Origin of the sequence: Crenobacter caeni (assembly GCF_010435965.1) — a bacterium.
Taxonomy (GTDB): Bacteria; Pseudomonadota; Gammaproteobacteria; order Burkholderiales; family Chromobacteriaceae; genus Craterilacuibacter; species Craterilacuibacter caeni.
In genome coordinates this window covers 48,269-73,060 of the sequence record NZ_JAAGAA010000005.1, presented here as the reverse complement: position 1 = coordinate 73,060, position 24,792 = coordinate 48,269, and the positions used below count along the sequence as shown (strand labels likewise).

Genomic DNA, 24,792 nt, shown 5'->3' with positions numbered 1-24,792 from the left:
TGACCCTCCGCTGGAAGAACACGGGCAAGCCGCCCGCCTCCAGCCAATCTAGATCAGAAAAAGCCAGGCTTCATCCGTTTTGCAAGGCAAGACGCTGCCTGACCCGTTCGAACAGGCAGACAGTCGCCGCCATCGCGACGTTCAGCGACTCGGCGTGGCCGGGCATCGGGATCAGGATGCGCGCGTCGGCGCGCGCAAGCAGCGCGTCCGACACGCCGGCGCCCTCGTTGCCGAACACCAGCGCGACCTGCCCGCCCAGGTCTTCCTCGTACAGCGAGTGCGCGCCGGCAAGATGCGTGACCAGGCGCCGGCCGGGAAAAGTGTCCAGCAAGGCGGCCAGGTCCGCCCCCTCGTGCAGCGACAGCGCGAAGTGCGCGCCCATGCCGGCGCGCAGCACCTTGGGCGAATAGACGTCGACACAGCCTTGCGACAGGTAGACGTCGCGCACGCCCGACGCGGCCGCCGAGCGCAGGATGGTACCGACATTGCCCGGGTCCTGCACGTCCTCCAGCAGCACGCAGCACGCGCCTGCCGGGGCCGGCTGCGGCTGCGGCCGCGCGGCGAGCGCGATCAGCTCGGGGGCCGACGCAAGCGCGCTGAACCTTCCGAGCACGCCCCGCGCGAGGACCAGTACCTCGCAGCACCCGGCAAGAGACGCGAGCAAGGCCGCCACCTCCGGGTGCGCGTGCGCGTCTTCGTTCACGTAAAGCGTCTGCGGCAGCACGCCGGCGTCGCGGGCGGCCGCGATCAGGTGGATGCCTTCTAGCACCATCAGGTTCGCCTTGCGGCGCGCGCGCGCACTGTCGGAGAGCCTGGCCAGCGCCTTGACGGCGTCGTTGTTCGCGGAGGTGATCAGTTTGCTCATGCGGATGTCCGCCCCGGCAGCCCGGCTGCCAGGGCCTTGAATTGGTTGAAAGTTGCCGCGTCGATTGCTCGGCCGCCCGGCCCGTTATCGGCGACGAACAGGCCCAGCGGCACGCCGTGCGCCCACAGCGACAGGAAGGCCTTGTCGCCCGGCCCCAGCGCAGTGAGCAGCACGTCCCCGTAACGGCTGGCAAGCTGCTCCAGGGCGTGCGCGGGCGTGAACAGGCACTGCGCACGCGACATCAGGGTCGAGAGCAGGCGCCCCTCGCCCAGTTCGGGTGCCAGCCTGGCCAGCGGCTCGCCCTCGCGCACGCCGACCTGGAAGCGCAGGCGCAGGCACGCTGCCGCCGGGTCAACACGGTAGTAAAGCACGCGCGAGAACCTAAGGTCGTTAGCCAAGTGGCGCAGCGCCTCGCGGATCACCGCGTCCGGCCGCACGGCGTCGATGGCCGCTGCCGCGCGCACGCGCGGTACAGGCGGTGGCACCGCCCCCTCGAGCGCGATCAGGCGCCTAGCGGCAAAGCCGTACTCGGGCGCGGTACCGCTTCTGGCCACCTGCAGCACGGCGCGCTGCACGACTTCGAGCGCATCGTCCAGCGGCGCACCGCAGAGCGACGCAGCCGCCTCGACACCCGCGAGCCACGGGGCGCGCCAGACGCCCTGGTCGACCCCCTCTGCGGTCGCGACCGCAAGCTTGAGCAGGCCGCGCTGGCGGTTGGGCGAGCCCGGCCCCAGCAAGGCACCCAGCGCGCCAGGCAGGCCCAGCTTGCGGACAAAGGCCGACAGCAGCAGCGGATAGTCGGTGCCGAAAGCGTCGGCCGCCGCCTGCAATGGCGGCTTGCCGGTCAGGGTATTGCTGTCCAGCAGGTAGACGCACGCCGGCAGGTTGTAGAGCTCGGCGGCGATGAAGCAGTCCTCGACCCTGGGTTCGCCGGCGAGCGCGAGCCAGCCCTTGACGATCTGCGCCGCGATGCGGCCGCGCCCCAGCATCGCGCGCACCTCTTCGGCGACGTCGGCATCCAGCTGGCCGGATGCCACGCTCAGCGTGTCCAGCGCCGCGAAACGGCTGCGCACGGTATCGACCCCGAGCAGCATCAGCACCTGCTCGACCGCCGGCAGCTTGCCGGAGGCCTCGAGCCGCGGCACCGACCCGCACAGCCGCATCAGGTCGAACAGCATCAGCGGGTCGGACAGGGTGAGGTTGGCCAGCGCCTCGAGCGAGAGCGCGTCGCCCTCGGCGAGCAGGCGGCCCAGCGCGCGCCGGCTATTGGGCAGCACGGGAAGACGCCGGGACACGAGGCCGGCGAGCCAGTGTTCAAGTTGCATGCGGTCGACGCCAAAGGAGAAGTTCGGTCTGCAAGGGGCCACCCAGCGGCAGCGTGCGCTCGGCAGGCGCGTCTGGGACAGCAAAGGAGTTGCTGGCAAGCCAGGCGCCCGCATCCGCCTCGCGCTGGAAACGCCGCCACAGCATAGGCATCGGCGCGGGCGACAGGAAGGCGTACAACACGTCAAAACCCGCCAGCGGCAGGCGGCGCAAATCACCGAAGACGATCTTCACGTTTGCCGGACGGCCCGCCAGAGACCAGCGTACACGCGCCGCCAGCCACGGCAGGGGCGCGTTCTCCACGCCGGTGAGCACGAGGTCGGGGCGCAAGCGCGCGAGCGAAAAGAGCATGCGCGCGTCGGCGCAGCCCAAATCGCACAGCCGAGCGCCTTGCGGCAGCCAGTGCGACAGCACCCGGCACACCTCGCCCGAGGAGCGGTAGAACGGCACGCGCTGCGTCGGCGCGTTGCGCGCGAGCGCGAAGGTCAGCAGCGCCGCGAGCGCCCACACCCAAGGCGGCAGCGACCACTGCAGCGCCAAGAGCAACGCAGGTGCGAACAGGCCAAGCGCGATGAGGCGTACGCCGCCAAGCGACAGCGCGCGCCCGAGCAGCAGGCAGAAAGCCGCCTGCGCGAGCGCCCAGCGCCCGGGCTCGGCCAGCGGCGCGAAGAGCGCCCACGCCGCGAGCGAGGCGAGGAAGACGGCGAGCGCCGCGCGCAACATGGCCGCTTAGCCTGCGCCGCTCGCCTGCATGCCCTCTTCTGCCGGCGCCGGCGCGGCAGCGTCGGCGCTCGCGCCGTCCGAGCGGATGCGGTCGACCGCGTCCTGGTTGAGGATCACGATCTCGATGCGGCGGTTCTCGGGGCTGAAATGGTTCTGCCGGTTCAGAGGGTTGGCGCTGGCCAGGCCCACCACGCGCAGGATCTTGGACGGGTCCATCGATCCCAGGATCAGCTCGCGGCGTGCCGCGTTTGCACGGTCGGCCGACAATTCCCAGTTGCTGTAGCCTTGCTGTCCGCCCGAAAACGGCGCGGCGTCGGTGTGGCCGGATACGCTCAGGAGGTTGGGCACGGCGTTGAGCTCGTAGCCAAGCTCGCGCAGGATCTCGCGGGTATGCGGCAGCAAGGCCGCGCTGCCGGAGGCGAACATCGGCCGGTTCTTCTCGTCGAGCAGCTGGATCTTCAGCCCGTCCGGCGTCATCTCCAGCCTGAGCTGGTCCTTGTAGAACTTCAGCACGTTGCTGGTACGCAAGTCCGCGCTGATCTTGTCGTGCAGGGCCTTCAGCCGCTTCTTCTCGGCTTCGACGTCCTCCGGCGACCGGTTGGAGCGCTTGACCTGCCCGGCCTGGCGCGTGAGGTCGGTGCCGCCGCCCTTGATGATGGCGGTGGCGTCGCCCGCCCCCTGCCCGCCCGACAAGGCGACCTTCAGCGGCGTCCTGAAGTATTCGGAGATACCCTGCAAGGTCCCCTGCGAAACCGAGCCCAACAACCACATCAACAGGAAAAACGCCATCATCGCGGTCACGAAGTCGGCGTAGGCGATCTTCCACGCCCCGCCGTGGTGGCCGTGGCCACCCTTCTTGACCCGCTTGACGATAATGGGGCGCTGCGACTCGTCTGCCATCGTCGGCGCTCCTTACTTGGCCTTGGCCTGCTTGACGTGCTCTTCGAGCTCGCGGAACGACGGGCGGTCGTGGCCGGCCAGCGCCTTGCGGCCGAATTCGACCGCCACCTGCGGCGCGTAACCGTTGAGGCTGGCCAGAAGCGTGACCTTGACCGTCTGCAACACGCGGGTCTGGTCGGCAAGCTTGTGTTCGAGCGCGGTCGCGATCGGCGCGACGAAGCCGTAGGCCAGCAGGATGCCGAGGAAGGTGCCGACCAGTGCGGCGCCGATCAGCTTGCCCAGTTCCGCCGGCGGGAGGCCGACCGACTCCATGGTATGCACCACGCCCATCACGCAGGCGACGATACCGAAGGCGGGCAGGCTGTCCGCCAGGCTCTTCACCGCGTTGACCGGCACCTCGCCCTCGTGGTGGTGCGTCTCCAGCTCGACATCCATCAGGTTCTCGATCTCGAACGCGTTGAGGCTGCCGCCAACCATCAAGCGCAGGTAGTCGGTGATGAATTCGACCACATGGTGGTCGGCCAGGATGGCCGGGTATTTGGAAAACAGCGGGCTGGACTCGGGCGCGTCGACGTCGGCCTCGACCGACATCAGGCCTTCCTTGCGCACCTTGGCGAGCACCTCGAACAGCAAGGCGAACAGGTCCATGTAGAACGCCTTGCTGTACGGCGAGGCCTTGAACACGGTGGGCAGAGCCTTGCCGGTCGCCTTCAGCGGTGCGCCGCCGTTGGCGGCGATGAAGGCGCCGACGGCCGCACCGCCGATGATCAGGAGTTCCACCGGCTGGAACAGCGACGCCAGGTGCCCCCCCGCCAGCGCGAAGCCGCCCAGGCACGCCGCGAAGATGACCACGTAGCCGATTGGAATGAACATGCAGACCCCCAAAATGAAAATCCGGCCTGCGATGTCCCCTGTGGCGGGGCTCTGGCGTCACGCGCATGGCGACACCTGCGACCGTAATAGCGCCGCCAGTATATTACAGGCAGGTGCGCAAGCCCAAGCGCGGTCCGCCTGACGAGCACCGGCGGCTTCAGGACAGGAGGCTGGCGTCCAGCCCCTCGCGCCGCAACTGGCGGCGCAAGGCTTCCAGCGCCTCGATCTGCGACTGGCGGACCCGCTCGCGGCTGATGCCCAGCCGTGCGCCGACCGCCTCGAGCGTCAGCGGCGCCTCGTCGCCCAGCCCGTAGCGCAACTCGATGATCGCGCGGTGCCTGGGCGAGAGCGCCGAGAGCCAGCGCCCCATCCCTTCGTCGAGCTGCCTCGCACCGAGAAGGCCTTCCGGCCCGCGCGCGTGCGGGTCGGGCAGCATGTCGGCCAGGGTCAGTTCGCTCTGGCCTGCGATCGGCGTCTCGAACGACACGCAGCCTTTTTGCAAGGTCAGCAGCTCGGCCACCTCCGCCTCGTCCAGCGACAGCGCACGGGAAAGTTCGGGCATGCTGGCCTCGCGGGCATGACGGCGCTCGTGCTCGCGCGCCGCGCGCAACAGACGCGCCAGCTGCTTGCCCACGTGCACCGGCAGCCGCACGGTGCGCGACTGGTTGAGCAAGGCGCGCTCGACATTCTGGCGAATCCACCACACCGCGTAGGTCGAGAAGCGGTAACCCAGGTCGGGGTCGAACTTCTCCAGCGCGTGCATCAGGCCGAGGTTGCCTTCCTCGATCAAATCCAGGAAGTCGACCCCGCGGCCCTGGTAGCGCTTGACGACCGAGACGACCAGCCTGAGGTTGCGCTCTATCATCTGCCGGCGCGCATCGTCGTCGCCGTCCCTCGCCAGGCGGGCCAGATACTGCTCCTCTGCCTGCGTGAGCAGCGGCTTGCGGCCGACCTCGTTCAGATAGACCTGCGCAAGATCAGCCGTCTCGCTGCGCCAGTCTTCGCCCGCCCCGGCCAGCGGCAGGCTGTCCGGCGCATCGGCTAAAGCTTCAGCCTCCTCTTCCGGCTGATCGGCACCCTCCGCTGCCACCCAATCCGCACAAAACACCATATCCTGACCTCCCAATAACAAAATCCACTACTGAGTGTGTTATCCATGCTAACGGGCGCCTCAGGCAAAACCAAACACTATCGGGAACGGCTCGCAATGCAGCCCGACATGCAAGTCCGGAATGGTCGAACATTCGATTTTTATGGCATTCCAATGCAATTTACCGCCGGCGCGGACAGTTTATTGCCACGCCGGCCGCCATAGCCCCTATCCGGCGACCATGCGTTGCTAGCAGGCACTAGCACCCCCCGCGCCGCCTGCCGGCATATCGGGTGGCAAAGGCCGCGGGCTGCATCTATAAATTGAATAATTTATCCTGATTATTGATTTGACTTCGTTTAGGACAGATACAGATTGCAGCACGCCCGCTCCCAGATCACCCGCGACAAGCTTGTCGACGCCGCGCTCAACAGCGTCTACCGCCATGGACACAAGGGGACGACCACCCAGCAAATCTGCGAAGGTACCGGACTCACCCAGGGCGCCCTGTTCAGGCACTTCGAAACCAAGAACGAAGTGCTGCACAGCGCGTTTTCCCGTGCGCTCGAACGCATCCTCGAGCACTGCGAAGCGTCGCTGCACGCGAGCCGCGGACAGGCAGACACCGCGCACCGCTTGTGGCAACTGGCCGAAAGTGCCTCGGCCGGCCGCTGCCACCTGGTCGCCGTCGAGCTGGCGGTCGCCGCGCGCACCCAGCCTGAACTGCACCGGCTGCTGCACGAAGAGGCGCTGCACTATCGGGACCGCTTCGTCGCGCTGCTCGGCGCCCATTTCCCGGAGTACGCCAGCCACCGCGAGTTCATCCCGGTCGTGCTCTCGCTGATCACCCAGTATGTCGGGATGGCCGTGACCAACTGCCTGCTCTTCACCCACTCGCCGTCCAGCGAACGCACCGAGTGGGCGCGCCGCGTGCTGCAGGCGGAAATTGCCCGCATCGCGGGCACACCCGCTCCGGCGATCTAGCAGACACAAAAAAAGAGGCGCTTGCGCGCCCCTTCAAGGCCGGCATCGGCCAGGCGTTCAGCCTGGCTGGCCGCGCACCACCACACGTTCGAATTCCTCGACGCAACGCGCGGCACGGCCGAGCATCTCGTCGATCTCTCGCTTGCTGATCACCAGCGGCGGCGCCGCGACGATATGGTCGCCGCACGCGCGCATGATCAGGTTCTCGCGGAAGAAGATGTCGCGGCAGGCCAGGCCCATCGTGCCCCAGTTGTCGAACAGTTCGCGCTTTTGCTTGTCCTTGACCAGGGTGAACGCCTGGATCAGGCCAACGCCGCGCACGTCGTCGACATGGTCGAACTGGCCGAAGGTCTCGCGCCACTTCGCCTGCATATAGGGGCCGGTTTCTTCGCGCACGCGCGCGACGATGCCCTCGTCACGCAAGGCGGTAACGTTGGCACGCGCCACCGCGCAGCACACCGGGTGGCCCGAGTAGGTGAAGCCGTGGTTGAAGTCGCCGCCGTGCTCGATCAACCCCTGGGCGACGCGTTCGCCGACAAACACCGCGCCGATCGGCAGGTAGCCCGACGACAGGCCCTTGGCGGTGGTGAAGAGGTCCGGCTTCACGCCGTAGAGCTCATGGCCGAACCACTGGCCGGTACGGCCGAAGCCGCAGATCACCTCGTCGCACACCATCAGGATGTCGTACTTGCGGCAGATGCGCTCGACTTCCGGCCAGTACGTCGCAGGCGGGATGATCACGCCGCCGGCGCCCTGGATCGGCTCGCCGACGAAGGCGGCGACCTTGTCGGCGCCGACTTCGAGGATCTTGTCCTCGATCCAGCGCGCGGCAGCCAGGCCGAACTCTTCCGGCGTCATGTCCTTGCCGTGCTTGTAGTACCACGGCTGCTCGACGTGGACGATACCCGGGATCGGCAGGTCGCCCTGCTCGTGCATATACGTCATGCCGCCCATCGACGCGCCGCCGATGGTCGAGCCGTGGTAGCCGTTCCAGCGGCCGATCAGCACCTTCTTCTCGGGTTTGCCGACCGAAGACCAGTAGTGGCGGACCATGCGGATCATGGTGTCGACCGATTCGGAGCCCGAGTTGGTGTAGAACACGTGCTCGAAGCCTTCCGGCGCCACTTCGGCCAGCAGCTTCGAGAGCTCGGCCACTTGCGGGTTGGTCGTCTTGAAGAAGGTGTTGTAGTAGGCGAGCTCTTCCATCTGCCGCTTGGCGACTTCGGCGAGGTCCTTGCGCCCGTAGCCGATGTTCACGCACCACAGCCCGGCCATGCCGTCGATGATCTGGTTGCCCTCGGAATCCCACAGGTAGATGCCTTCGGCCCGGGTGATCACCCGGGCGCCCTGCGCGTTCAGGCCCTTGGTATCGGAAAACGGATGCAGGTGATGTGCGGCGTCGAGCGCGCGCCAAGCTTCGGTATTCTGCTTCATGGTCTCTCCATCTTGTCGTTCAGGCGCCTGCCGCTCCCGGCGGCAGGCCGGCCGGCTTACACGTGCAGCAACAGGAACTTGCGCTCCCACGGGCTGATCACGCGGAAGTACTCGGAGAATTCCTTCTCCTTCACCCCCACGTACATCTTGACGAACTGCTTGCCCAGCACTTCGGCGATCGCCTCGCAGCGGGAAAGGCGCTGCAGCGACTCTTCGGTCGAGTGCGGGAACTGGTAGGGCAAGGTGTACGCGTCGATCTGGCACGGGTCGCGCGGCTTGAGGCCTTCCTTGATGCCGAGGTAGCCGCAGGCCAGCGTCGCGGCCATCGCGATATACGGGTTGACGTCGACACCCGGCACCCGGTTTTCCACCCGGCGCCCGGCCGGGCTCGAATGCGGCACGCGCAGGCCCACGGTGCGGTTGTCGTAGCCCCACTCGACGTTGGTCGGCGCGGCGGTATAGCGGCTCAGGCGGCGGAACGAGTTCACGTACGGCGCAAAGAGCGGCATCACTTCCGGCAGGTAGTGCTGCAGGCCGCCGATGAAGTTGAAGAACAGTTCGGACGGCTCGCCGTCCGGCCGGCTGAACAGGTTCTTGCCGGTCTCGCGGTCGGCCAGGCTCTGGTGGATATGCATCGCGCTGCCCGGCTCGTTCTCCATCGGCTTGGCCATGAAGGTCGCGTACATATTGTGGCGGAACGCCGCCTCGCGCACCGTGCGCTTGAACAGGAAGACCTGGTCGGCCAGCGACAGCGCGTCGCCGTGCAGGAAGTTGATCTCCATCTGCGCGGTACCGATCTCGTGGATCAGCGTGTCGACTTCGAGGTTCTGCGCGTGGCAGTAGTCGTAGATGTCCTCGAACAGCGGGTCGAACTCGTTGACGGCGTCGATCGCGTACGAGCGGCGGCCAAACTCGGCGCGGCCGGTACGGCCGATGGGCGGCGCCAGCGGGATGTCCGGGTCCGGGTTCGGCGACATCAGGTAGAACTCCATCTCCGGCGCGACCACCGGTGCCCAGCCCTCGGCCTCGTAGAGCGACAGCACGCGCTTGAGCACGTTGCGCGGCGCGACTTCCACAGGCCTGCCGTCGGCACGGAAGCAGTCGTAGATCAGCTGGGCCGTCGGGTCGCTCGCCCACGGCACGCGGCGCAGCGTGCTCGGGTCGGGCCGCAGCACCATGTCCGGGTCGGTCAGGTCAAGCATGCTGTCGTCGGGCCAGTCGCCGGTCACCGTCTGGATCAGCACCGCCTCGGGCAGGCGCATTTCCGTCTCGCTGATGAACTTGTCCTTGGGGACGATCTTGCCGCGCGCAACGCCGGTCATGTCCGGGACGATGCACTCCATTTCGGTGATCCGGTGCTCGCGCAGCCAGTCCAGGTTCTCTTGATGCATGATGGTTTCCTTGGTTTTGCCGGTTATCCTCCGGCTCGGAGCCGAGTCGCGACTTATTCGTTGCGTCGCTGACGGCGCTGTCGGCAAGCTTCGCCGAAAGCCTCAAAAATCTTGCGGGAGAGCGGGTTCTCCCAGTATTTCCACTCGGGATGCCACTGCACCGCGTACGCAAACGCACGCGCGGCCTCGACCCGGTACGCCTCGATCAGCCCGTCGTCGGCGACCGCCTCGGCCACCAACCCCTCGCCCAGCGTGCGGATGCCCTGCTGGTGGATCGAGTTGACGCGGGCGCGCTCACTCCCTGCCCAGCCGGCGATCCAGCTATCCGGCAACAGGCGGATGTCGTGCGCTTCGCCGTACATCAGGTCCAGGTCGTCGGTGTCGGGCTCGCGGTGGTCGAGCATGCCCGGCTCTTCCTGCACATGCTGATGCAGGGTGCCGCCCATCACCACATTGACCTCCTGGAAGCCGCGGCAGATGCCCAGCAGCGGCACGCCCCGCTCGATCGCGAGGCGAGCGAGCGGCAGCGTGGTCGCGTCGCGGCGCACGTCGTGCAGGGTGCCCTCGCGGCTGGGACCGGCACTGTAGTGGTGCGGCTCGATGTTTGACGGCGAGCCTGGCAACAGCACGCCGTCGACCAGTTCGAGTGACGCGGCGATCAGCTCGGCGTCCCCGAGCGACGGCAACAAGAGCGGCACGCCGCCGGCCGCGCCCGCCGCGGCGACGACGTATTTGTCGCCGACGGCATGGAACGGAAAGTGGCCGATCTGCTTGACGTCGCAGGGGATGCCGATCAGGGGTTTTTGCTGCATGGTGTCCTCAATGTGGAATGGGCCCGTCACGCGGCGGCCTTCACCGTCGAGACCGGGTCCGCGTACGGGTAGCCCAGAGCACTGGCGACCGCCGCGTAGGTGACCTTGCCCGCGCAGACGTTCAGGCCGTTCATCAGGTGCGGATTCTCAAGCAAGGCGCGTGCCCAGCCCTTGTTGGCCAGCTCCAGCGCGAAGGGCAGCGTCGCGTTGGTCAGCGCCATGGTGGACGTGCGCGCGACACCGCCCGGCATGTTGGCGACGCAGTAGTGGACGATGCCGTCGACCACATAGGTCGGCTCCTGGTGGGTGGTCGGACGGCTGGTCTCGAAACAGCCGCCCTGGTCGATCGCGACGTCGACCAGCACCGCGCCGGGCTTCATGCGGCCCAGCATCTTGCGGGTGACCAGCTTGGGCGCAGCCGCGCCCGGGATCAGCACGGCGCCGATCACCATGTCGGCGTCGCGCACCATCTCCTCGATATTGGCGGTGTTCGACATCAGGGTCTTGATGCGGCCCTCGAACAGCATGTCGATTTCCTTCAGGCGCGGCAGCGACTTGTCGAGGATGGTCACGTCGGCGCCGACCCCCATCGCCATGCGCGCGGCGTTCAGGCCGACCACCCCGCCACCGAGTACCACCACGCGCGCAGGCGCCACGCCAGGCACGCCGCCCAGCAGCACGCCGCGTCCGCCCTGCGCCTTCTCCAGCGCGTGCGCGCCGGCCTGAATCGCCATGCGTCCCGCCACCTCGGACATCGGCGCGAGCAGCGGCAGGCCGCCCTTGTCGTCGGTGACCGTCTCGTAGGCAATCGCGATCGCGCCCGAGTCGACCAGAAGCCGGGTCTGGTCCGGGTCCGGCGCGAGGTGCAGGTAGGTGAACAATACCTGGCCCGGGCGCAGCATCCGGCATTCGACCGGCTGCGGCTCCTTGACCTTGCAGATCATCTGCGCGCGCTCGAACACCTCGGCGGCATTCGCCGCGATACTGGCGCCTGCCTGCAGGTAGTGTTCGTCGGTAAAGCCGACGCCGAGCCCCGCCTGCGACTGCACCAGCACCGAGTGGCCGGCCGCGACCAGCTCGCGCACCCCCGACGGCGTCAGGCCGACGCGGTACTCGTGAACCTTGATCTCCTTCGGAACACCGATCAACATCTCTGCCTCCTGTCATAATTACGGGTCGACCCGGCCTGGCTCGTTTAAAAAAATCACCAAGCTGTCTGACAACCGCTGAGCAGATACTGGCTGCAAAATAGCCAATTTGCAACGCGAATGCGTTTTGCATTGCAACAGCACTCGCCGGGAGCACATTCCGGTTGACTTACCCTCGTCTAATATTATTAACATTAGCCACAGGAGGCAGAACAAAGCATGGATATCGGGGCAAGACTGAGGATGGTGCGCGAGAACATGAACCTCTCGCAGCGCGAACTGGCCAAACGCGCCGGGGTGACCAACGGGACGATCTCGCTGATCGAACAGAACCGCGTCAGCCCGTCGATCAGTTCGCTGAAAAAGGTCCTCGAAGGGCTGCCGATGACGCTGGCCGAATTCTTCACCTTCGACGCCGAACCCAAGCAGCCGACCGTGTTCTACCAGGCAGGCGAGCTGCCCAACCTCGGCAACGAGGAGATCGAACTGTTGCTGGTCGGCACCGCGCACGAGCGGCGCGACCTGGCGATCCTCAAGGAGCGTTACCTGCCGGGCGCCGACACCGGGCCTGACATGCTCGAGCACGAGGGACAGGAAGGCGGCGTCGTGATCAGCGGCGAAGTCGAGCTGACCGTCGGCAGCGAAGTGCGCACCCTCGGCCCCGGCGACGCCTACTACTTCGACAGCCGCCTGCCCCACCGCTTCCGCAACCTGGGCGACGCGCCGTGCGAGATCGTCAGCGCAAGCTCGCCACCGACATTCTGAACGACACAACAGGCCGCCACGAGCGGCCGCCAAAAGGAGCACACCATGAGCCGCACCCTGCAAGCATGGCAAGAGATGGCCGCCCAGCTGGCCATCGAAGGCCGCGCCTTCATCAAGGGCGAGTACACCGCCAGCGCCGACGGCAGGACCTTCCCCTGCGTCAACCCGGCCAACGGGCAGGCACTCGCCCGGATTTCCTGGTGCGGACAGCCCGAAGTCGACACCGCTGTTGCATGCGCGCGACAGGCGTTCGAGTCGGGTGAATGGTCGGGCCTCGCCCCGCTTGCACGCGGCCGCATCCTCAAGCGCTTCGCCGCGCTGATCCGCGAGCATTCCGACGAGCTGTCGCTGCTGGAAACGCTGGACGCCGGCAAGCCGATCTCGGACACCCAGAGCGTCGACGTCGCCGGTGCAGCCTACTGCGTCGAATGGTTCGCCGAGGCGATCGACAAGGTCGGCGGCGAAGTCGCGCCGGTCGACCCCAAGCTGGTCGGCCTCGTTACCCGCGAGGCGGTCGGCGTGGTTGCCGCGGTGGTGCCGTGGAACTTCCCCATCCTGATGGCGAGCTGGAAATTCGGCCCGGCGCTGGCCGCCGGCAACGCGGTGATCGTCAAGCCGTCCGAGAAGTCGCCGCTGACCGCGATCCGCCTGGGCGCGCTCGCCCGCGAAGCCGGCATCCCCGCCGGCATCTTCCAGGTGTTGCCCGGCGCCGGCGACGTCGGCCGCATGCTCGCCGAGCACATGGACGTCGACTGCATCGCGTTCACCGGCTCGACCGGCGTCGGCAAGCTGATCGCCGGCTACGCTGCCGGATCCAACCTCAAGCGCGTGTGGCTGGAACTCGGCGGCAAGTCGCCCAACATCGTGCTCGCCGACTGCCCGGACATCCGCAAGGCCGCGCGCACCGCCGCCGCCGCCATCTTCTACAACATGGGCGAGATGTGCACCGCCGGCTCGCGCGTGCTGGTACAACGCGAAGTGAAGGACGCCTTCCTCGCCGCCTTCCGCGAGGCGGCCCAGGGCTGGCAGCCGGGCAACCCGCTCGACCCGGACACCGCGATGGGCGCCATCGTCGACCGCATCCAGTACGAAAAGGTGCTGGGCTACATCGAGAAGGGCCTCGCCGAGGGCGGCCAGCTTGTGACCGGCGGCAAGGCCGCGCATACCGACACCGGCCTCTTCATCGAGCCGACCGCGTTCGACTGTCCGCGCGCCGACCTCGCCATCTGCCGCGAGGAGATCTTCGGGCCGGTGCTCTCCATCATCACCTTCGACACCGTCGACGAGGCGGTCGCCATCGCCAACGACAGCGAATACGGCCTCGCCGCCGCGGTTTGGACGTCCAACCTCACCACCGCGCACCAGGTATCGCGCCGCCTGCGCGCGGGCACGGTGTGGGTGAACTGCTACGACGAGGGCGGCGACATGAACTTCCCGTTCGGCGGCTTCAAGCAGTCAGGCAACGGGCGCGACAAATCGCTACACGCACTGGAGAAGTACACCGAACTGAAGAGCACGCTGATCAAGCTCAGCTAAGTTCGACTGGCAACAAAAAAGGGAGGCCGCGGCCTCCCTTTTTTGTGTGGTACGTCAGCGACGCATCGAGTCGAAGAACTGCTGGTTCGACTTGGTCGCGCGTACCTTGTCCTGCAGGAACTCCATCGCCTCGATGTCGTCCATCGGGTAGAGCAGTTTCCGGAGCACCCAGATGCGCTGCAACTGCTCCGGCGGGATCAGCAACTCCTCGCGGCGGGTGCCCGAGCGGTTGATGTTGATCGCCGGGAAGATGCGCTTCTCGGCCATCTTGCGGTCCAGGTGGATCTCGCAGTTGCCGGTGCCCTTGAATTCCTCGTAGATCACGTCGTCCATGCGGCTGCCGGTGTCGACCAGCGCGGTGCCGATGATGGTCAGGCTACCGCCCTCCTCGACGTTGCGCGCGGCACCGAAGAAGCGCTTCGGGCGCTGCAGCGCGTTGGCGTCGACACCGCCGGTCAGCACCTTGCCCGACGACGGGATCACGGTGTTGTACGCGCGCGCCAGACGGGTGATCGAGTCAAGCAGGATCACCACGTCCTTCTTGTGCTCGACCAGGCGCTTGGCCTTCTCGATCACCATGTCGGCGACCTGCACGTGGCGCGTCGCCGGCTCGTCGAAAGTCGAGCTGACCACTTCGCCCTTCACCGAGCGCTGCATCTCGGTCACTTCTTCCGGACGCTCGTCGATCAGGAGCACGATCAGCACCGCTTCGGGGTGGTTGGCGGTGATCGCGTGCGCGAGATGCTGCAGCATCACCGTCTTGCCCGACTTCGGCGGTGCGACCAACAGCGCGCGCTGGCCTTTGCCGATCGGCGCGACCAGGTCGATGATGCGGCCGGTGATGTTCTCTTCGGCGCGGATGTCGCGTTCGAGCTTGAACTGTTCGGTCGGGAACAGCGGCGTCAGGTTCTCGAACAGGATCTTGTGCTTGGAGTTTTCCGGCGGTTCGCCGTTGACCCGGTCGACCTTGACCAGCGCGAAGTAGCGCTCGCCGTCCTTCGGCGTGCGGATCTCACCCTCGATGCTGTCCCCGGTGTGCAGGTTGAAGCGGCGGATCTGGCTGGGGCTGACGTAGATGTCGTCGGGACCGGCCAGATACGAGGTGTCGGGGCTGCGCAGGAAGCCGAAGCCGTCCGGCAGCACTTCGAGGGTACCGTCGCCGTAAATGCTTTCGCCGCGTTTGGCCTGGTTTTTCAGCAGGGCGAAGATCAGGTCCTGCTTGCGCAGCCGGTTGGCGCCGTCAATTTCATTGGCGATCGCCATTTCAACCAGCTGGGTGACATGGAGGTGTTTGAGGTCGGATAGATGCATGGCAGCCGTAAGTCGACTCATTGTCGAAACGAAGCCGCGAACGGGCTTCTGAAGTCTACGAGTGAGGAATGAAACAGGAGGACGGGCGGCGGAAACGCCACCCGTGCTTGAAAACTCAGGGAAGGATAGACGCGATCAGATGTGGCTGTCAATGAACGCGGTCAACTGGCCCTTGGCCAGGGCGCCGACCTTGGTCGCGACCACGTTGCCGTCCTTGAACAGCATCAGGGTCGGGATGCCGCGGATGCCGAACTTGGGCGGGGTCTGCTCGTTCTGGTCGATATTGAGCTTGACCACCTTCAGGCGGCCTGCGTATTCGCCGGCAACGTCGTCGAGGATGGGCGCGATCATCTTGCACGGACCGCACCATTCTGCCCAGTAGTCGACCAGTACCGGGCCCTGGGCTTTCAGGACCTCCTGCTCGAAGGATTCGTCGCTGACGTGCTGGATAAGATCGCTCATAGTGTCCTCTGGAGAAGCGTGCGCTGTTGTGCTCGAAACACGCATGGTAGCAAAGCCGCCAAATCCGCAGCAAGACGGCACGCGCCACGGGCATGACAAAGATATTACAAGGCGTATAGTTGGAGTCAACGCCGACGCCTGCCCACGCCATGCCGACCCAGTTTCCATCCGTTCCGAACCTGCTGCGCCGCCTGATGCCGGGCGCCGCCGCCCTGCTCGCGTACCGGCGCACCGACCTTGCCGCCGACGTGCGGGCCGGCAGCGCGGTCGCGGCGGTCGCGGTGCCGGTCGGCGTCGCCTACGCGCAACTGGCCGGTTTCCCGCCGGCGCTGGGGCTGTACGCGTCGCTGCTGCCGCTCATCGCGTACGCGCTGTTCAGCACCTCGCGCCAGTTGGTGGTCGGCCCGGACGCGGCGACCTGCGCGATGGTCGCCGGCACGCTGGCGACGCTCGGCGCGGTCGACGCCGACACCCGCCTCGCGCTCTCGGCGCTGCTCTCGCTGTTCGCGGGCCTGCTCCTGGTCGGCGCGAGCCGCCTGCACCTGGGCGCGCTGGCCGACTTCCTGTCGCGCCCCATCCTGCTGGGTTTCCTGAACGGCGTCGCGCTGAACATCCTGCTCGGGCAAGGCGGCAGCCTCATCGGCATCGAGCTCTCCTCGCACGACGCGCTACACCGCGTCGCCGAACTGGCGCGCGGACTTGGCAACACCAGCCTGCCGACCCTGCTGCTCGCCCTTGCGACCTTCGCCCTGCTCAGGCTGACCACAAGGCGGGCGCCCGGCCTGCCCGCCGCCTTGCTTGCGCTGGCCGGCGCGACCCTCGCCACCCGTCTGGCCGGGCTCGAAGCACTGGGCGTTGCCACCCTGGGCGAGGTGGCCGCCGGCCTGCCCACGCTCAGGCTGGACCTCTCCGCCGTGCCGGGGCTCGAGCTTGGCAAGCTCGCCTCGGCCGCCGGCGGCGTCGCGCTGATCAGCTACTGCAACGCGATCGTCACCGCGCGCAGCTTTGCCGCGCGAGGCGGCTACGAAGTCGACGCCGACCTCGAACTGCGCGCGCTGGGCGCCGCCAATATCGCGTCGGCGCTGTCCGGCAGCTTCGCCGTCAGCGCGGCCGATTCGCGCACCGCGGTCGCCGAGCGCGCCGGCGCGCGCACCCAGATGAGCTCGATTGTCGCCGCGCTATGGGTCGCGCTCTGTCTGGTCGCCCTCACCCCGCTACTCGCCTTGGTGCCGACCGTCGCGCTGGCGGTGATCCTGGTCGACGCCGCGCTGTCGCTGCTGGACATGCGTGCGGTGCGCGAACTGGGCCGCCTCAGCCGCCACGAGATGTGGCTGTCGCTCGCCACCACTGCCGGCGTGCTCAGCACCGGCGTGCTCGAAGGGATCGCCGTGGCGCTCGCGCTGTCGCTGTTGCGCTTCATCCACGCGATGGCACGCCCCGAGGACGAGGTCCTCGGCCAGATCGACGGCGTGCCCGGCTTTCACGACACCGGCCGCCACCCGGACGCACGGCAGCGCCCGGGCGTGCTGATCTACCGCTTCAACGCGCCGCTGGTCTTCTTCAACGCACCGACCTTCAGCCACCGCCTGCTCGCCGCCTGCAGCCAGCGGCCGGGCCTGGCCACCGTGATCCTCGACATGATGCCGGTCTCCAGGCTGGACGCGACCGGCCGCTACACCCTCGACGAAGTGGCGCGGCGCCTCGACGCGCAAGGCATCCGGCTGGTGATCGCCGGACGGCGCACCGAGCTCTTGCAGTGGCAGGCGGCACATTTGTCGCTGTTCTGGGCACAGGAAGACCGGCTGTTCCCGACCGTCAAGCAGGCACTCAAGGCGTGCGCCGGCATGCCAAAACCAGACATGACATTGTCGGACAGTTAGGCGGCGCGGCCACATCGGGTATAATGCGCGACTGTTTCAAGCAAAAGGACTCCAACAATGGGTTTCCTGCAAGGCAAAAAGATCCTGATTACCGGCATGATCTCGAACCGCTCGATCGCCTACGGCATCGCGCAGGCATGCCACCGCCAGGGCGCCGAGCTCGCGTTCACCTACGTGGTCGACAAGCTCGAGGACCGCGTCCGCGACATGGCCGCTGACTTCGGCTCCAAGCTGGTCTACCGCTGCGACGTACAGAACGACGACGAGATCAAGCAGCTGTTCGTTGACCTCGGCAAGGAATGGGACGGCCTAGACGGCCTGGTGCACGCGATCGCGTTCGCGCCGCGCGAGGCACTCGAGGGCGACTTCCTCGACGCGCTCAGCCGCGAAGCGTTCCACACCGCGCACGACGTGTCCGCCTACAGCTTCCCGGCGCTGGCCAAGGCCGCGCGCCCGATGATGCAGGGCCGCAACGGCGCGCTGCTCACCCTGTCCTACCTGGGCGCGGTGCGCGCGATCCCGAACTACAACGTGATGGGGCTGGCCAAGGCCAGCCTGGAAGCTGCGGTGCGCTTCATGGCCGCCAGCCTCGGCCGTGACGGCATCCGCGTGAACGGCATCTCGGCCGGCCCGATCAAGACGCTGGCTGCCGCCGGCATCTCGGGCTTCTCGCAGTTGCTGAAGATGGCTGCCAGCCAGAACTGCCTGCGCCGCAACGTGACCATCGAGGAAGTCGGCAACACCGCCGCCTTCCTGCTGTCCGACCTCTCCTCCGGCATCACCGGCGAGATCACCTACGTCGACGCCGGCTTCAGCGTGAACTCGCTGAACGTACCGGAAGCCTAATCCGGCGCAGACTGCGGATGGTAAGGGGCGCCCAAATGGGCGCCCTTTTTTCATTGCCGGCCATAAAACAAACGCGCTTGCTTGCTTTTTCTGCAAAGATTGACACATGTCAATGCCTTTTGCATTGCTTGTTGCATATTTTATATGCTTTCCATGCAAGGGTGATTGCAATGAAAGTGTCCAGACTCCTCCTCACTAGCTTATGCGGCGCGGCCTTCGCGCTGACAGTCCCGGCCACCGCTCACGCGGCGTACAAGGCCGAATACAAGCTCTCGACCGTCCTTGGCAACGCCTTCCCCTGGGGCCAGGGCGCCGAGCGCTGGGCCCAGCTCGTCAAGGAACGCACCGGTGGCCGCATCAATATCAAGGTTTACCCCGGCGCCGCGCTGGTCAACGGCGACCAGACCCGCGAGCTGACCAGCATGCGCCAGGGCGGCATCGACATGGCCGTCGGCTCGACCATCAACTGGTCGCCGCAGATTCGCCAGCTCAACCTGTTCGCGCTGCCCTTCCTGCTGCCGGACTACGCCGCGCTCGACGCGCTGACCCAGGGCCGCGTCGGCACCGAACTGTTCGGCGTGATGGAAAAAGCCGGCATCGTGCCGCTGGCCTGGGGCGAAAACGGCTTTCGCGAGCTCTCCAACAGCAAGCGCGAGATCCGCAACCCGGCCGACCTCAAGGGCCTGAAGATCCGCATCGTCGGCTCGCCGATCTTCAACGAGACTTTCAGCACGCTCGGCGCCAACCCGACCCAGATGAGCTGGGCCGACGCCCAGCCGGCGATGGCCTCCGGCGCCGTCGACGGCCAGGAAAATCCCTTGTCGCTGTTCAGCGCGGCCAAGCTCAACACCGTCGGCCAGAAGTACCTGACCCTGTGGGGCTATATGGCCGACCCGCTCGTGTTCGCGGTCAACCGCAAGGTGTGGGCATCGTGGAGCCCGGCCGACCAGAAGATCGTCGCCCAGGCCGCCCGTGACGCCGCGCGTGAGCAGATCAAGCTCGCCCGTGCCGGCATCAGCGGCCAGGACAACGCGACCTTGCGTGCCATCGGCGCCCAAGGCGTCAAGGTCACCGCGCTGACCCCGGCCGAAAAGGCCACGTTCGCGCGCGCCGCGCGTCCGGTCTACGACAAGTGGGCCCAGCGCGTGGGCACCGGCCTCGTCAAGCAGGCCGAAACCGATATCGCCAAACGAAAACAATAAACCCCTAGCGCCGGCCACCCCGGCGGCAGCAGGCACGCGGCAGCGCAGGACGGGCGCCGCCGCGTAACCATGCGTCACCCTCGCACCCAGGCGGCCCACCCGGCTGCCAGACACGCCTGCCGCCGCCCGGGCCGCCCGCGCCCACATTGAAAAGCCGTCATGTCCGATCCTTGCTCCCAGGCGTCCACTGCGCGCCACCTGATTCCCGTCTCGCTTGACGAAGCGCTCGCCGCCCTCTCCTTGCTGCTGATCTGCGTGATCAGCCTGGCCAACGTGCTGGTACGCTACTTCACCGACCAGTCGTTCGCTTTCACCGAGGAAGTCTCGGTCTTCCTGCTGGTCACGCTGACCTTTTTCGGTGCCGCTGCCGCCTTCGCGCGCGGCCGCCACATCCGCATCGGCTGCGTTGCCGACCACCTGCCAGGCACGGCGCGGCGAAGCCTGGCCGCCCTGGGCCTGTTGACCAGCCTTGCGCTCTTCGCGCTGATGGCCTGGCAAGGTGCGCTGCTGGCGCTGGATGACTTCGAGTTCGAGACCACTTCGCCGGGCATCGGTGTGCCGCAGTGGTGGTACACCGCGTGGCTGCCCGCGCTGTCGGTGTGGATCTGCCTGCGCATCGCCGGCCGTCTTTACGATGTATGGAGGGCCGACCAATGAGCGCCGACATCATCTCGCTGCTGTTTATCGCCTTCTTCGCAGGCCTATTGGCAGGTTTTCCTCTGCTGGCCACGCTCGGCGTCGCCGGTGCGCTGGCCATCTGGCTCGGGGATATTGGCCTGGTATCGGCACCGGCCATGGTGTGGAGCGGTATCGCCAAGTACCCGCTGCTCGCGCTGCCGCTTTTCGTGCTGGCCGGCATGCTGTTCGAGCGCGCCGGCGTCGCCGCGCGGCTGGTCGCGCTGGCCAACGCGCTGGTCGGCCCGCGCCGCGGTGCGCACGCGACGGTCGCCATCCTGGTCTGCCTGTTCCTGGGCGGCATGTCGGGCTCCGGCACCGCCGACGCTGCGGCGGTGGCCATGGTGATGATCCCGACCATGACGCGCCACGGCTACCCGCCAGCGTTCTCGGCCAGCCTGATCGCGGCGGCCGGCGCGACCGCCATCCTGATCCCGCCGTCGATCGCGCTGATCGTCTACAGCGTGCAGGTGCCGCAAGCCACCGTCCCCGCCCTGTTTTCCGCCGGGCTCGTCCCCGGCGTGCTCGCCGGGCTCGCGCTGATCGCGCCGGCGTTGTGGCTGTCCTGGCGGCATGGCTTCGGCGAAGCCGGAGAGAGTGCACGCACGCCGTGGTGGCCGGCACTGAAAGACGCGTCCTGGGGCATTGCTGCACCGATCATCATCCTGGGCGGGCTGCGCAGCGGCGCTTTCACGCCGACCGAGGCGGCGGTAGTGGCCGTCGCCTACGCAGCTTTCGTCGGCATGTTGGTCTACCGCACGCTCGACCTCTGCACGCTGTACCGGGTGCTGGTCGACTCGGCGGAGATCTCGGCGGTGGTGATGATGATCATCGCGATGGCCGGCGTGTTCGCGCACGCAGGTTCGACGCTCGGCGCGTTCGATGCGCTGGCCGAGGCGCTGCTCGGGCTGACCGACGCGCCGCTGGGCATGCTCGCGCTGATCATGCTGATGCTGCTGATCGCCGGCATGCTGCTCGACGCCGTCTCCATCCTGCTGATCTTCCTGCCCATCCTGATGCCCATCGTCGAGCGTTTCGGCTGGGATCCGGTATGGTTCGGCGTACTGATGGTGATGAACCTGGCCATCGGCCAGTTCACCCCGCCGATGGCGGTCAACCTGATGGTGACCAGCCGCATCGCCGGGGTCGGCATCGAGAAGACCGTGCGCTGGTGCCTGTGGATGATGGCCTCGATGCTGCTCGCGCTGCTGCCGGTCGCGCTGTGGCCCGAGCTGGTGCTGTGGCTGCCGCGCTCACTCGGCTACTAGCGGGCGCTATAATCGCAGGCCCAACCCTTGGCGGACCCAGGACATGAACGGACTCACCCACTTCGACGCGGCCGGCCAGGCGCACATGGTCGACGTCGGCGGCAAGGACGAGACGCTGCGCGTCGCGCGCGCGACCGGCCATATCAGCATGCTGCCCGATACCTTCGCGCGCCTGATGGCGGGCACCAGCAAGAAGGGCGACGTGATCGGCATCGCGCGCATCGCCGCGATCCAGGGCGCCAAGCGCTGCGCCGACCTGATCCCGCTGTGCCATCCGATCGCGCTGACCCGCGTCGCCGTCGAATTCACGCCCGAGCCCGACACGCACCGGCTGCACATCGAGGTCACCTGCGAGACGGTCGGCCGCACCGGCGTCGAGATGGAGGCCTTGAGCGCGGCGAGCGCCGGCCTCATGACCGTCTACGACATGCTAAAAGCCGTCGACCGCGGCATGCGGATCGACGGCTTGCGTCTACTGGAAAAACAGGGCGGCAAGTCCGGCCACTGGCAGGCCGAACCCTGAGGCTTTAGAGCGTGTTCATGATCTCGCGAGCGAGGGCGAGACAAGGCGAAAACGGCTGAGAAAGCGGAATGTACAGGTGGTACATGAGCATTTCGAAGCCGTTTTTAACGCCGTATCGGCGATGCGCAGCAGATCGTGAGCAGGTTCTTAGCCGCGCGCGGCGAGCCGTGCGAGCACCCCCTGCAGCAGGCGGATGCGCGGCTCGACGCTTTCAAGCATCAAAAACTCGCTCACCGCGTGCCAGCCGCCGCCTTGCGGGCCGAAGCCGTCGAGCGAGGGCACGCCCGCCGCGGCGGTGAAGTTGGCGTCCGAGCCGCCGCCCGCCTCCTGCCAGCCGATCGCCAGACCCTGCTCGGCAGCCACTGCTTCCACCAGCGCGATCAGCGCCTCGGTGTCGGCATTCGGCCGCATCGCCGGCTTGAAGGTCTGCCGCTCCACTTCCACGCGGCAACCCGCGACAAACGGCGTCTTTGCCAGCGCGCGCAGCCGCGCGTCGATGGCTTCGGCCGCGTCGTTGTCCCAGAAACGCAAGTCGACGATCGCCTCGGCAAAGTCGGGCACCACGTTGACGCCGGTGCCGCCCTTGATCAGCCCCACGTTCAGCGTGGTGCCGGCGTCCAGGTCGACCATCTGGTTGATCGCCAGCGTCCAGTGCGCCAGCTCGGTGATCGCCGAGATGCCCTCGGCGAGCGCGTTGCCCGCGTGCGAGGCCTTGCCGTGGAAGGCGATGCGGTACTTGGCGTTGCCCTTGCGCGCCTTCACCAGCTGCCCGTTGGCGCGCGCGGCCTCGGCCACCAGCACGCAGGCGCTTCTTTTCGCCGTCTCGATGAGCCAGTCGCGCGAATACGGCGAGCCGATTTCCTCGTCGCAGTTGTAGCAGACCACCACCTTCAGGCTGCCGTCCATCGCCTGCGGCAAATCTTTCAACGCATACCACAGCGCGAGCACGCCGGCCTTCATGTCGGACACGCCCGGGCCGTACGCCATGTCGCCCTCGATACGCAGCGGGCGTTCGGCGGCGGTGCCGACCGGGAACACGGTGTCCATATGGCCGGAGAGCATCACGTCGTAGCGTTCCGCATCCGGCGCGTTGGTGATCTCGAGGCAGGGGCCGCACGCGTCGGAGAACTGGCGGCGCGTCACCCGGTAGCCGATGGCCTGGTAGAGCCCGGTCACGTAGTCGGCGACGGCGGCGACGCCCTCGGGCGTGCGGCTGCCGCAGTCGACGTTGACCAGCGGTTCGAGCTTGGCGAGGTAGTCTTGCAGGCTGAAGGACATGGCAACTCCAAAAGCGTGCCGCCGGCAGCACCCTTGCCGCCGGCGGCAGGGATTACATGAAGAAGGCGTAGTTGAGCGACAGCGCGGTCAGCAGGGCGCCGGCCATCGGCACGCTGGTACGGCGCACGATCTCGAACGGCGAGACCTTGGCGATGCCCGCGCAGGCGATGATCACCGCCGCGATCGGCGAGACGGTGCGGCCGATCGACGAGGCGAGCTGCATCGGCAGCAGCATGGTCACCGCCGGCACGCCGAACTTGGCGGCCACCGCCGGCGCCAGCGTCGCGAAGCTGAGGAAGGACGCGTTGCCCGAGCCCATCACGATCGCCGCGCCCATGATCAGGCCGACCAGCACCAGGGTCATGAAGGATGCGCCGAGACCAGCGCCGTCCGCCGAGTGCAGCAGCGCGTCGATGGCGCCGATCGCCTTGAGCGACTCGGCGAACAGCTCGGCGCACACGATCAGCGCGACCACCGGTCCGAACACCTTGCCCATGCCGTCGAGGAAGCTCGACAGGCCGGACAGCGCGGTGCGGATCGAGCGGGTACGCACCAGCTCGCACGCCATGCCGGCGAACACGGTCAGCAGCATCGCCACTTCCACGCTCACCTTGATGTCGGCGATCACCAGCTTGGAGAACACCATCATCAGGCCGAACGGGATGACCGGCAGCAGCGCGTAGCCGGCCGGCGCGAGCTTGCCCTCGCTGCCCGCCTCGTCGGTCTCGGCGTGTTCGCCGCGGTGCAGGGCCGGGTCCCAGCCGGCACGGCGGTCGCAATGGCGCTGCCAGAAGAAGTGCAACAAGGTGGTCACCACCAGCATCGGCACCACCAGCCATACCTGGTAGTCGACGAAGTAGGTGGTCGGGTCGAGGCCGGACTGGCCGGCCGAGAAGATCGCGTTGGTCTGGGTGGGCCCGATCTCGAACGCCTGCGAGGTCACGATCACGCCGACGGCCGACGCCGGGCTGATGCCCAGGTTGCGCATGATCGGGTACATGGTGACCATCAACAACAGGCCAAGGCCGGTGGCCGAGGTGACGAACAGCGACACGAACACCGCGACCAGGTAGCACACGGCGAGCATCACGTAGCTCGAACGGATGCCGGCCACCGGCTTGACCGCGATGCGCACCAGCGCCTGCGACGCGCCGATATGCGACATGTAGGTCGCAAAACCGGCGACCGCCATGATGGTCAGGCCCAGCGCGGCGGCGCGCTTGGAGAAGATGCCCTTGAACACCTCGAAGAGGTCGAACAGCGCAAAGCCGGTACTCTTGTCCGCCGGCAGGATCGGGTGGATGCCGGACCAGTAGGCGACGGCGAACAGCGCCATGCCGGCCAGCGCGAGTACCGCCTGCGGGTTGTAGTCCTTGATGATGCCGTAGACGACCAGCCCCAGCACCAGTAAGACGACGATCAGTTCCATCAGTTATTCCATATTCAACGAATTACTAATGGAATGTAACAAAAAAAGCCTGTCCTCGCTTGATCTGGCTCAAG

Annotated in this window: 23 protein-coding genes; 9 read left to right on the top strand and 14 right to left on the bottom strand. The window is 67.1% G+C overall.

What is annotated here, in order from left to right; all coding sequences use genetic code 11:
* Positions 1–70: 70 nt before the first annotated feature.
* The 6 genes from GZH52_RS07050 to GZH52_RS07025 all read right to left on the bottom strand — a co-directional run bounded on the left by GZH52_RS07050 (position 71) and on the right by GZH52_RS07025 (position 5,774).
* Positions 71–865, bottom strand: a complete 795-nt coding sequence (locus tag GZH52_RS07050; RefSeq protein WP_163315782.1) for a TrmH family RNA methyltransferase — start codon at positions 863–865, stop codon at positions 71–73.
* Positions 862–2,190, bottom strand: a complete 1,329-nt coding sequence (locus GZH52_RS07045) for a histidine kinase (protein ID WP_163315781.1) — start codon at positions 2,188–2,190, stop codon at positions 862–864. Before GZH52_RS07045 ends, GZH52_RS07050 begins: the two co-directional genes overlap by 4 nt.
* Positions 2,180–2,911: a class I SAM-dependent methyltransferase gene (locus GZH52_RS07040; RefSeq protein ID WP_163315780.1), complete on the bottom strand. Its 732-nt coding sequence runs from the start codon at positions 2,909–2,911 to the stop codon at positions 2,180–2,182. Before GZH52_RS07040 ends, GZH52_RS07045 begins: the two co-directional genes overlap by 11 nt.
* Before the next feature lie 6 nt (positions 2,912–2,917).
* Positions 2,918–3,811, bottom strand: coding sequence for a flagellar motor protein MotB (motB, locus tag GZH52_RS07035; protein WP_163315779.1), 894 nt, complete (start codon positions 3,809–3,811; stop codon positions 2,918–2,920).
* A 12-nt stretch (positions 3,812–3,823) separates the two neighbouring features.
* A complete protein-coding gene (motA, locus tag GZH52_RS07030; protein WP_163315778.1) occupies positions 3,824–4,684 on the bottom strand; it encodes a flagellar motor stator protein MotA in 861 nt (286 codons plus the stop codon).
* A 157-nt stretch (positions 4,685–4,841) separates the two neighbouring features.
* Positions 4,842–5,774 carry a sigma-70 family RNA polymerase sigma factor gene (locus tag GZH52_RS07025; RefSeq protein WP_163315777.1) on the bottom strand — a complete coding sequence of 311 codons (933 nt, stop codon included), beginning with the start codon at positions 5,772–5,774 and terminating at the stop codon, positions 4,842–4,844.
* Between the two features lie 375 nt (positions 5,775–6,149).
* On the opposite strand from GZH52_RS07025, the gene GZH52_RS07020 reads away from it, so the two are divergent.
* A complete protein-coding gene (locus GZH52_RS07020; protein ID WP_163315776.1) occupies positions 6,150–6,758 on the top strand; it encodes a TetR/AcrR family transcriptional regulator in 609 nt (202 codons plus the stop codon).
* A 57-nt stretch (positions 6,759–6,815) separates the two neighbouring features.
* Here the strand turns inward: GZH52_RS07020 and GZH52_RS07015 are convergent, their stop codons facing one another.
* The 4 genes from GZH52_RS07015 to ald are packed head-to-tail and all read right to left on the bottom strand — an operon-like array spanning position 6,816 to position 11,546.
* A complete protein-coding gene (locus tag GZH52_RS07015) occupies positions 6,816–8,192 on the bottom strand; it encodes an aspartate aminotransferase family protein (RefSeq protein WP_163315775.1) in 1,377 nt (458 codons plus the stop codon).
* A gap of 56 nt (positions 8,193–8,248) precedes the next feature.
* The gene (locus tag GZH52_RS07010) at positions 8,249–9,583 is read right to left on the bottom strand and encodes a glutamine synthetase family protein (RefSeq protein ID WP_163315774.1); all 1,335 of its coding nucleotides are present in this window, start codon (positions 9,581–9,583) and stop codon (positions 8,249–8,251) included.
* 53 nt (positions 9,584–9,636) lie between these two features.
* Positions 9,637–10,395, bottom strand: a complete 759-nt coding sequence (locus tag GZH52_RS07005) for a gamma-glutamyl-gamma-aminobutyrate hydrolase family protein (RefSeq protein ID WP_163315773.1) — start codon at positions 10,393–10,395, stop codon at positions 9,637–9,639.
* A 26-nt stretch (positions 10,396–10,421) separates the two neighbouring features.
* Entirely contained in the window at positions 10,422–11,546 is a 1,125-nt protein-coding gene (gene ald / locus GZH52_RS07000) for an alanine dehydrogenase (RefSeq protein WP_163315772.1), read from the bottom strand.
* Positions 11,547–11,762: 216 nt separating this feature from the next.
* On the opposite strand from ald, the gene GZH52_RS06995 reads away from it, so the two are divergent.
* Together GZH52_RS06995 and GZH52_RS06990 are read left to right on the top strand one after the other, a co-directional pair.
* Positions 11,763–12,308 carry a cupin domain-containing protein gene (locus GZH52_RS06995; protein ID WP_163315771.1) on the top strand — a complete coding sequence of 182 codons (546 nt, stop codon included), beginning with the start codon at positions 11,763–11,765 and terminating at the stop codon, positions 12,306–12,308.
* 45 nt (positions 12,309–12,353) lie between these two features.
* Positions 12,354–13,844: an aldehyde dehydrogenase gene (locus GZH52_RS06990; RefSeq protein ID WP_163315770.1), complete on the top strand. Its 1,491-nt coding sequence runs from the start codon at positions 12,354–12,356 to the stop codon at positions 13,842–13,844.
* Between the two features lie 54 nt (positions 13,845–13,898).
* On the opposite strand, the gene rho is transcribed toward GZH52_RS06990, so the two are convergent.
* Together rho and trxA are read right to left on the bottom strand one after the other, a co-directional pair.
* Entirely contained in the window at positions 13,899–15,155 is a 1,257-nt protein-coding gene (gene rho, locus GZH52_RS06985) for a transcription termination factor Rho (protein ID WP_136552928.1), read from the bottom strand.
* A 135-nt stretch (positions 15,156–15,290) separates the two neighbouring features.
* Positions 15,291–15,617, bottom strand: coding sequence for a thioredoxin TrxA (gene trxA, locus GZH52_RS06980; RefSeq protein WP_136552926.1), 327 nt, complete (start codon positions 15,615–15,617; stop codon positions 15,291–15,293).
* 149 nt (positions 15,618–15,766) lie between these two features.
* On the opposite strand from trxA, the gene GZH52_RS06975 reads away from it, so the two are divergent.
* From GZH52_RS06975 to moaC, 6 genes are all read left to right on the top strand, one after another.
* Positions 15,767–17,497: a SulP family inorganic anion transporter gene (locus GZH52_RS06975; RefSeq protein ID WP_203525660.1), complete on the top strand. Its 1,731-nt coding sequence runs from the start codon at positions 15,767–15,769 to the stop codon at positions 17,495–17,497.
* Positions 17,498–17,554: 57 nt separating this feature from the next.
* On the top strand, positions 17,555–18,343 hold the full coding sequence (fabI, locus tag GZH52_RS06970) for an enoyl-ACP reductase FabI (RefSeq protein WP_163315768.1): 789 nt from the start codon (positions 17,555–17,557) through the stop codon (positions 18,341–18,343).
* Between the two features lie 176 nt (positions 18,344–18,519).
* Positions 18,520–19,545, top strand: coding sequence for a DctP family TRAP transporter solute-binding subunit (locus GZH52_RS06965; RefSeq protein WP_203525659.1), 1,026 nt, complete (start codon positions 18,520–18,522; stop codon positions 19,543–19,545).
* A gap of 159 nt (positions 19,546–19,704) precedes the next feature.
* On the top strand, positions 19,705–20,202 hold the full coding sequence (locus GZH52_RS06960; protein WP_163315766.1) for a TRAP transporter small permease: 498 nt from the start codon (positions 19,705–19,707) through the stop codon (positions 20,200–20,202).
* Positions 20,199–21,488 (top strand): TRAP transporter large permease, encoded by a 1,290-nt coding sequence (locus GZH52_RS06955; RefSeq protein ID WP_163315765.1) that lies wholly within the window; start codon positions 20,199–20,201, stop codon positions 21,486–21,488. The genes GZH52_RS06960 and GZH52_RS06955 overlap by 4 nt, the downstream gene beginning before the upstream one ends.
* A 43-nt stretch (positions 21,489–21,531) precedes the next feature.
* Positions 21,532–22,011, top strand: a complete 480-nt coding sequence (gene moaC / locus GZH52_RS06950; RefSeq protein ID WP_163315764.1) for a cyclic pyranopterin monophosphate synthase MoaC — start codon at positions 21,532–21,534, stop codon at positions 22,009–22,011.
* A gap of 147 nt (positions 22,012–22,158) precedes the next feature.
* Here moaC and GZH52_RS06945 read toward each other — a convergent pair whose 3' ends face one another.
* Entirely contained in the window at positions 22,159–23,289 is a 1,131-nt protein-coding gene (locus GZH52_RS06945; protein WP_163315763.1) for a M20 family metallopeptidase, read from the bottom strand.
* 52 nt (positions 23,290–23,341) lie between these two features.
* A complete protein-coding gene (gene dcuC, locus GZH52_RS06940; RefSeq protein ID WP_163315762.1) occupies positions 23,342–24,718 on the bottom strand; it encodes a C4-dicarboxylate transporter DcuC in 1,377 nt (458 codons plus the stop codon).
* Positions 24,719–24,792: the final 74 nt, after the last annotated feature.

What these genes read in the sequence shown, in the direction of transcription:
- GZH52_RS07050 (WP_163315782.1), bottom strand. Translation starts at nt 865, where the DNA reads ATGAGCAAACTGATCACCTCCGCGAACAACGACGCCGTCAAGGCGCTG.
- GZH52_RS07045 (WP_163315781.1), bottom strand. Translation starts at nt 2,190, where the DNA reads ATGCAACTTGAACACTGGCTCGCCGGCCTCGTGTCCCGGCGTCTTCCC.
- GZH52_RS07040 (WP_163315780.1), bottom strand. Translation starts at nt 2,911, where the DNA reads ATGTTGCGCGCGGCGCTCGCCGTCTTCCTCGCCTCGCTCGCGGCGTGG.
- motB (WP_163315779.1), bottom strand. Translation starts at nt 3,811, where the DNA reads ATGGCAGACGAGTCGCAGCGCCCCATTATCGTCAAGCGGGTCAAGAAG.
- motA (WP_163315778.1), bottom strand. Translation starts at nt 4,684, where the DNA reads ATGTTCATTCCAATCGGCTACGTGGTCATCTTCGCGGCGTGCCTGGGC.
- GZH52_RS07015 (WP_163315775.1), bottom strand. Translation starts at nt 8,192, where the DNA reads ATGAAGCAGAATACCGAAGCTTGGCGCGCGCTCGACGCCGCACATCAC.
- GZH52_RS07010 (WP_163315774.1), bottom strand. Translation starts at nt 9,583, where the DNA reads ATGCATCAAGAGAACCTGGACTGGCTGCGCGAGCACCGGATCACCGAA.
- GZH52_RS07005 (WP_163315773.1), bottom strand. Translation starts at nt 10,395, where the DNA reads ATGCAGCAAAAACCCCTGATCGGCATCCCCTGCGACGTCAAGCAGATC.
- ald (WP_163315772.1), bottom strand. Translation starts at nt 11,546, where the DNA reads ATGTTGATCGGTGTTCCGAAGGAGATCAAGGTTCACGAGTACCGCGTC.
- GZH52_RS06995 (WP_163315771.1), top strand. Translation starts at nt 11,763, where the DNA reads ATGGATATCGGGGCAAGACTGAGGATGGTGCGCGAGAACATGAACCTC.
- GZH52_RS06990 (WP_163315770.1), top strand. Translation starts at nt 12,354, where the DNA reads ATGAGCCGCACCCTGCAAGCATGGCAAGAGATGGCCGCCCAGCTGGCC.
- rho (WP_136552928.1), bottom strand. Translation starts at nt 15,155, where the DNA reads ATGCATCTATCCGACCTCAAACACCTCCATGTCACCCAGCTGGTTGAA.
- trxA (WP_136552926.1), bottom strand. Translation starts at nt 15,617, where the DNA reads ATGAGCGATCTTATCCAGCACGTCAGCGACGAATCCTTCGAGCAGGAG.
- GZH52_RS06975 (WP_203525660.1), top strand. Translation starts at nt 15,767, where the DNA reads ATGCCGACCCAGTTTCCATCCGTTCCGAACCTGCTGCGCCGCCTGATG.
- fabI (WP_163315768.1), top strand. Translation starts at nt 17,555, where the DNA reads ATGGGTTTCCTGCAAGGCAAAAAGATCCTGATTACCGGCATGATCTCG.
- GZH52_RS06960 (WP_163315766.1), top strand. Translation starts at nt 19,705, where the DNA reads ATGTCCGATCCTTGCTCCCAGGCGTCCACTGCGCGCCACCTGATTCCC.
- GZH52_RS06955 (WP_163315765.1), top strand. Translation starts at nt 20,199, where the DNA reads ATGAGCGCCGACATCATCTCGCTGCTGTTTATCGCCTTCTTCGCAGGC.
- moaC (WP_163315764.1), top strand. Translation starts at nt 21,532, where the DNA reads ATGAACGGACTCACCCACTTCGACGCGGCCGGCCAGGCGCACATGGTC.
- GZH52_RS06945 (WP_163315763.1), bottom strand. Translation starts at nt 23,289, where the DNA reads ATGTCCTTCAGCCTGCAAGACTACCTCGCCAAGCTCGAACCGCTGGTC.
- dcuC (WP_163315762.1), bottom strand. Translation starts at nt 24,718, where the DNA reads ATGGAACTGATCGTCGTCTTACTGGTGCTGGGGCTGGTCGTCTACGGC.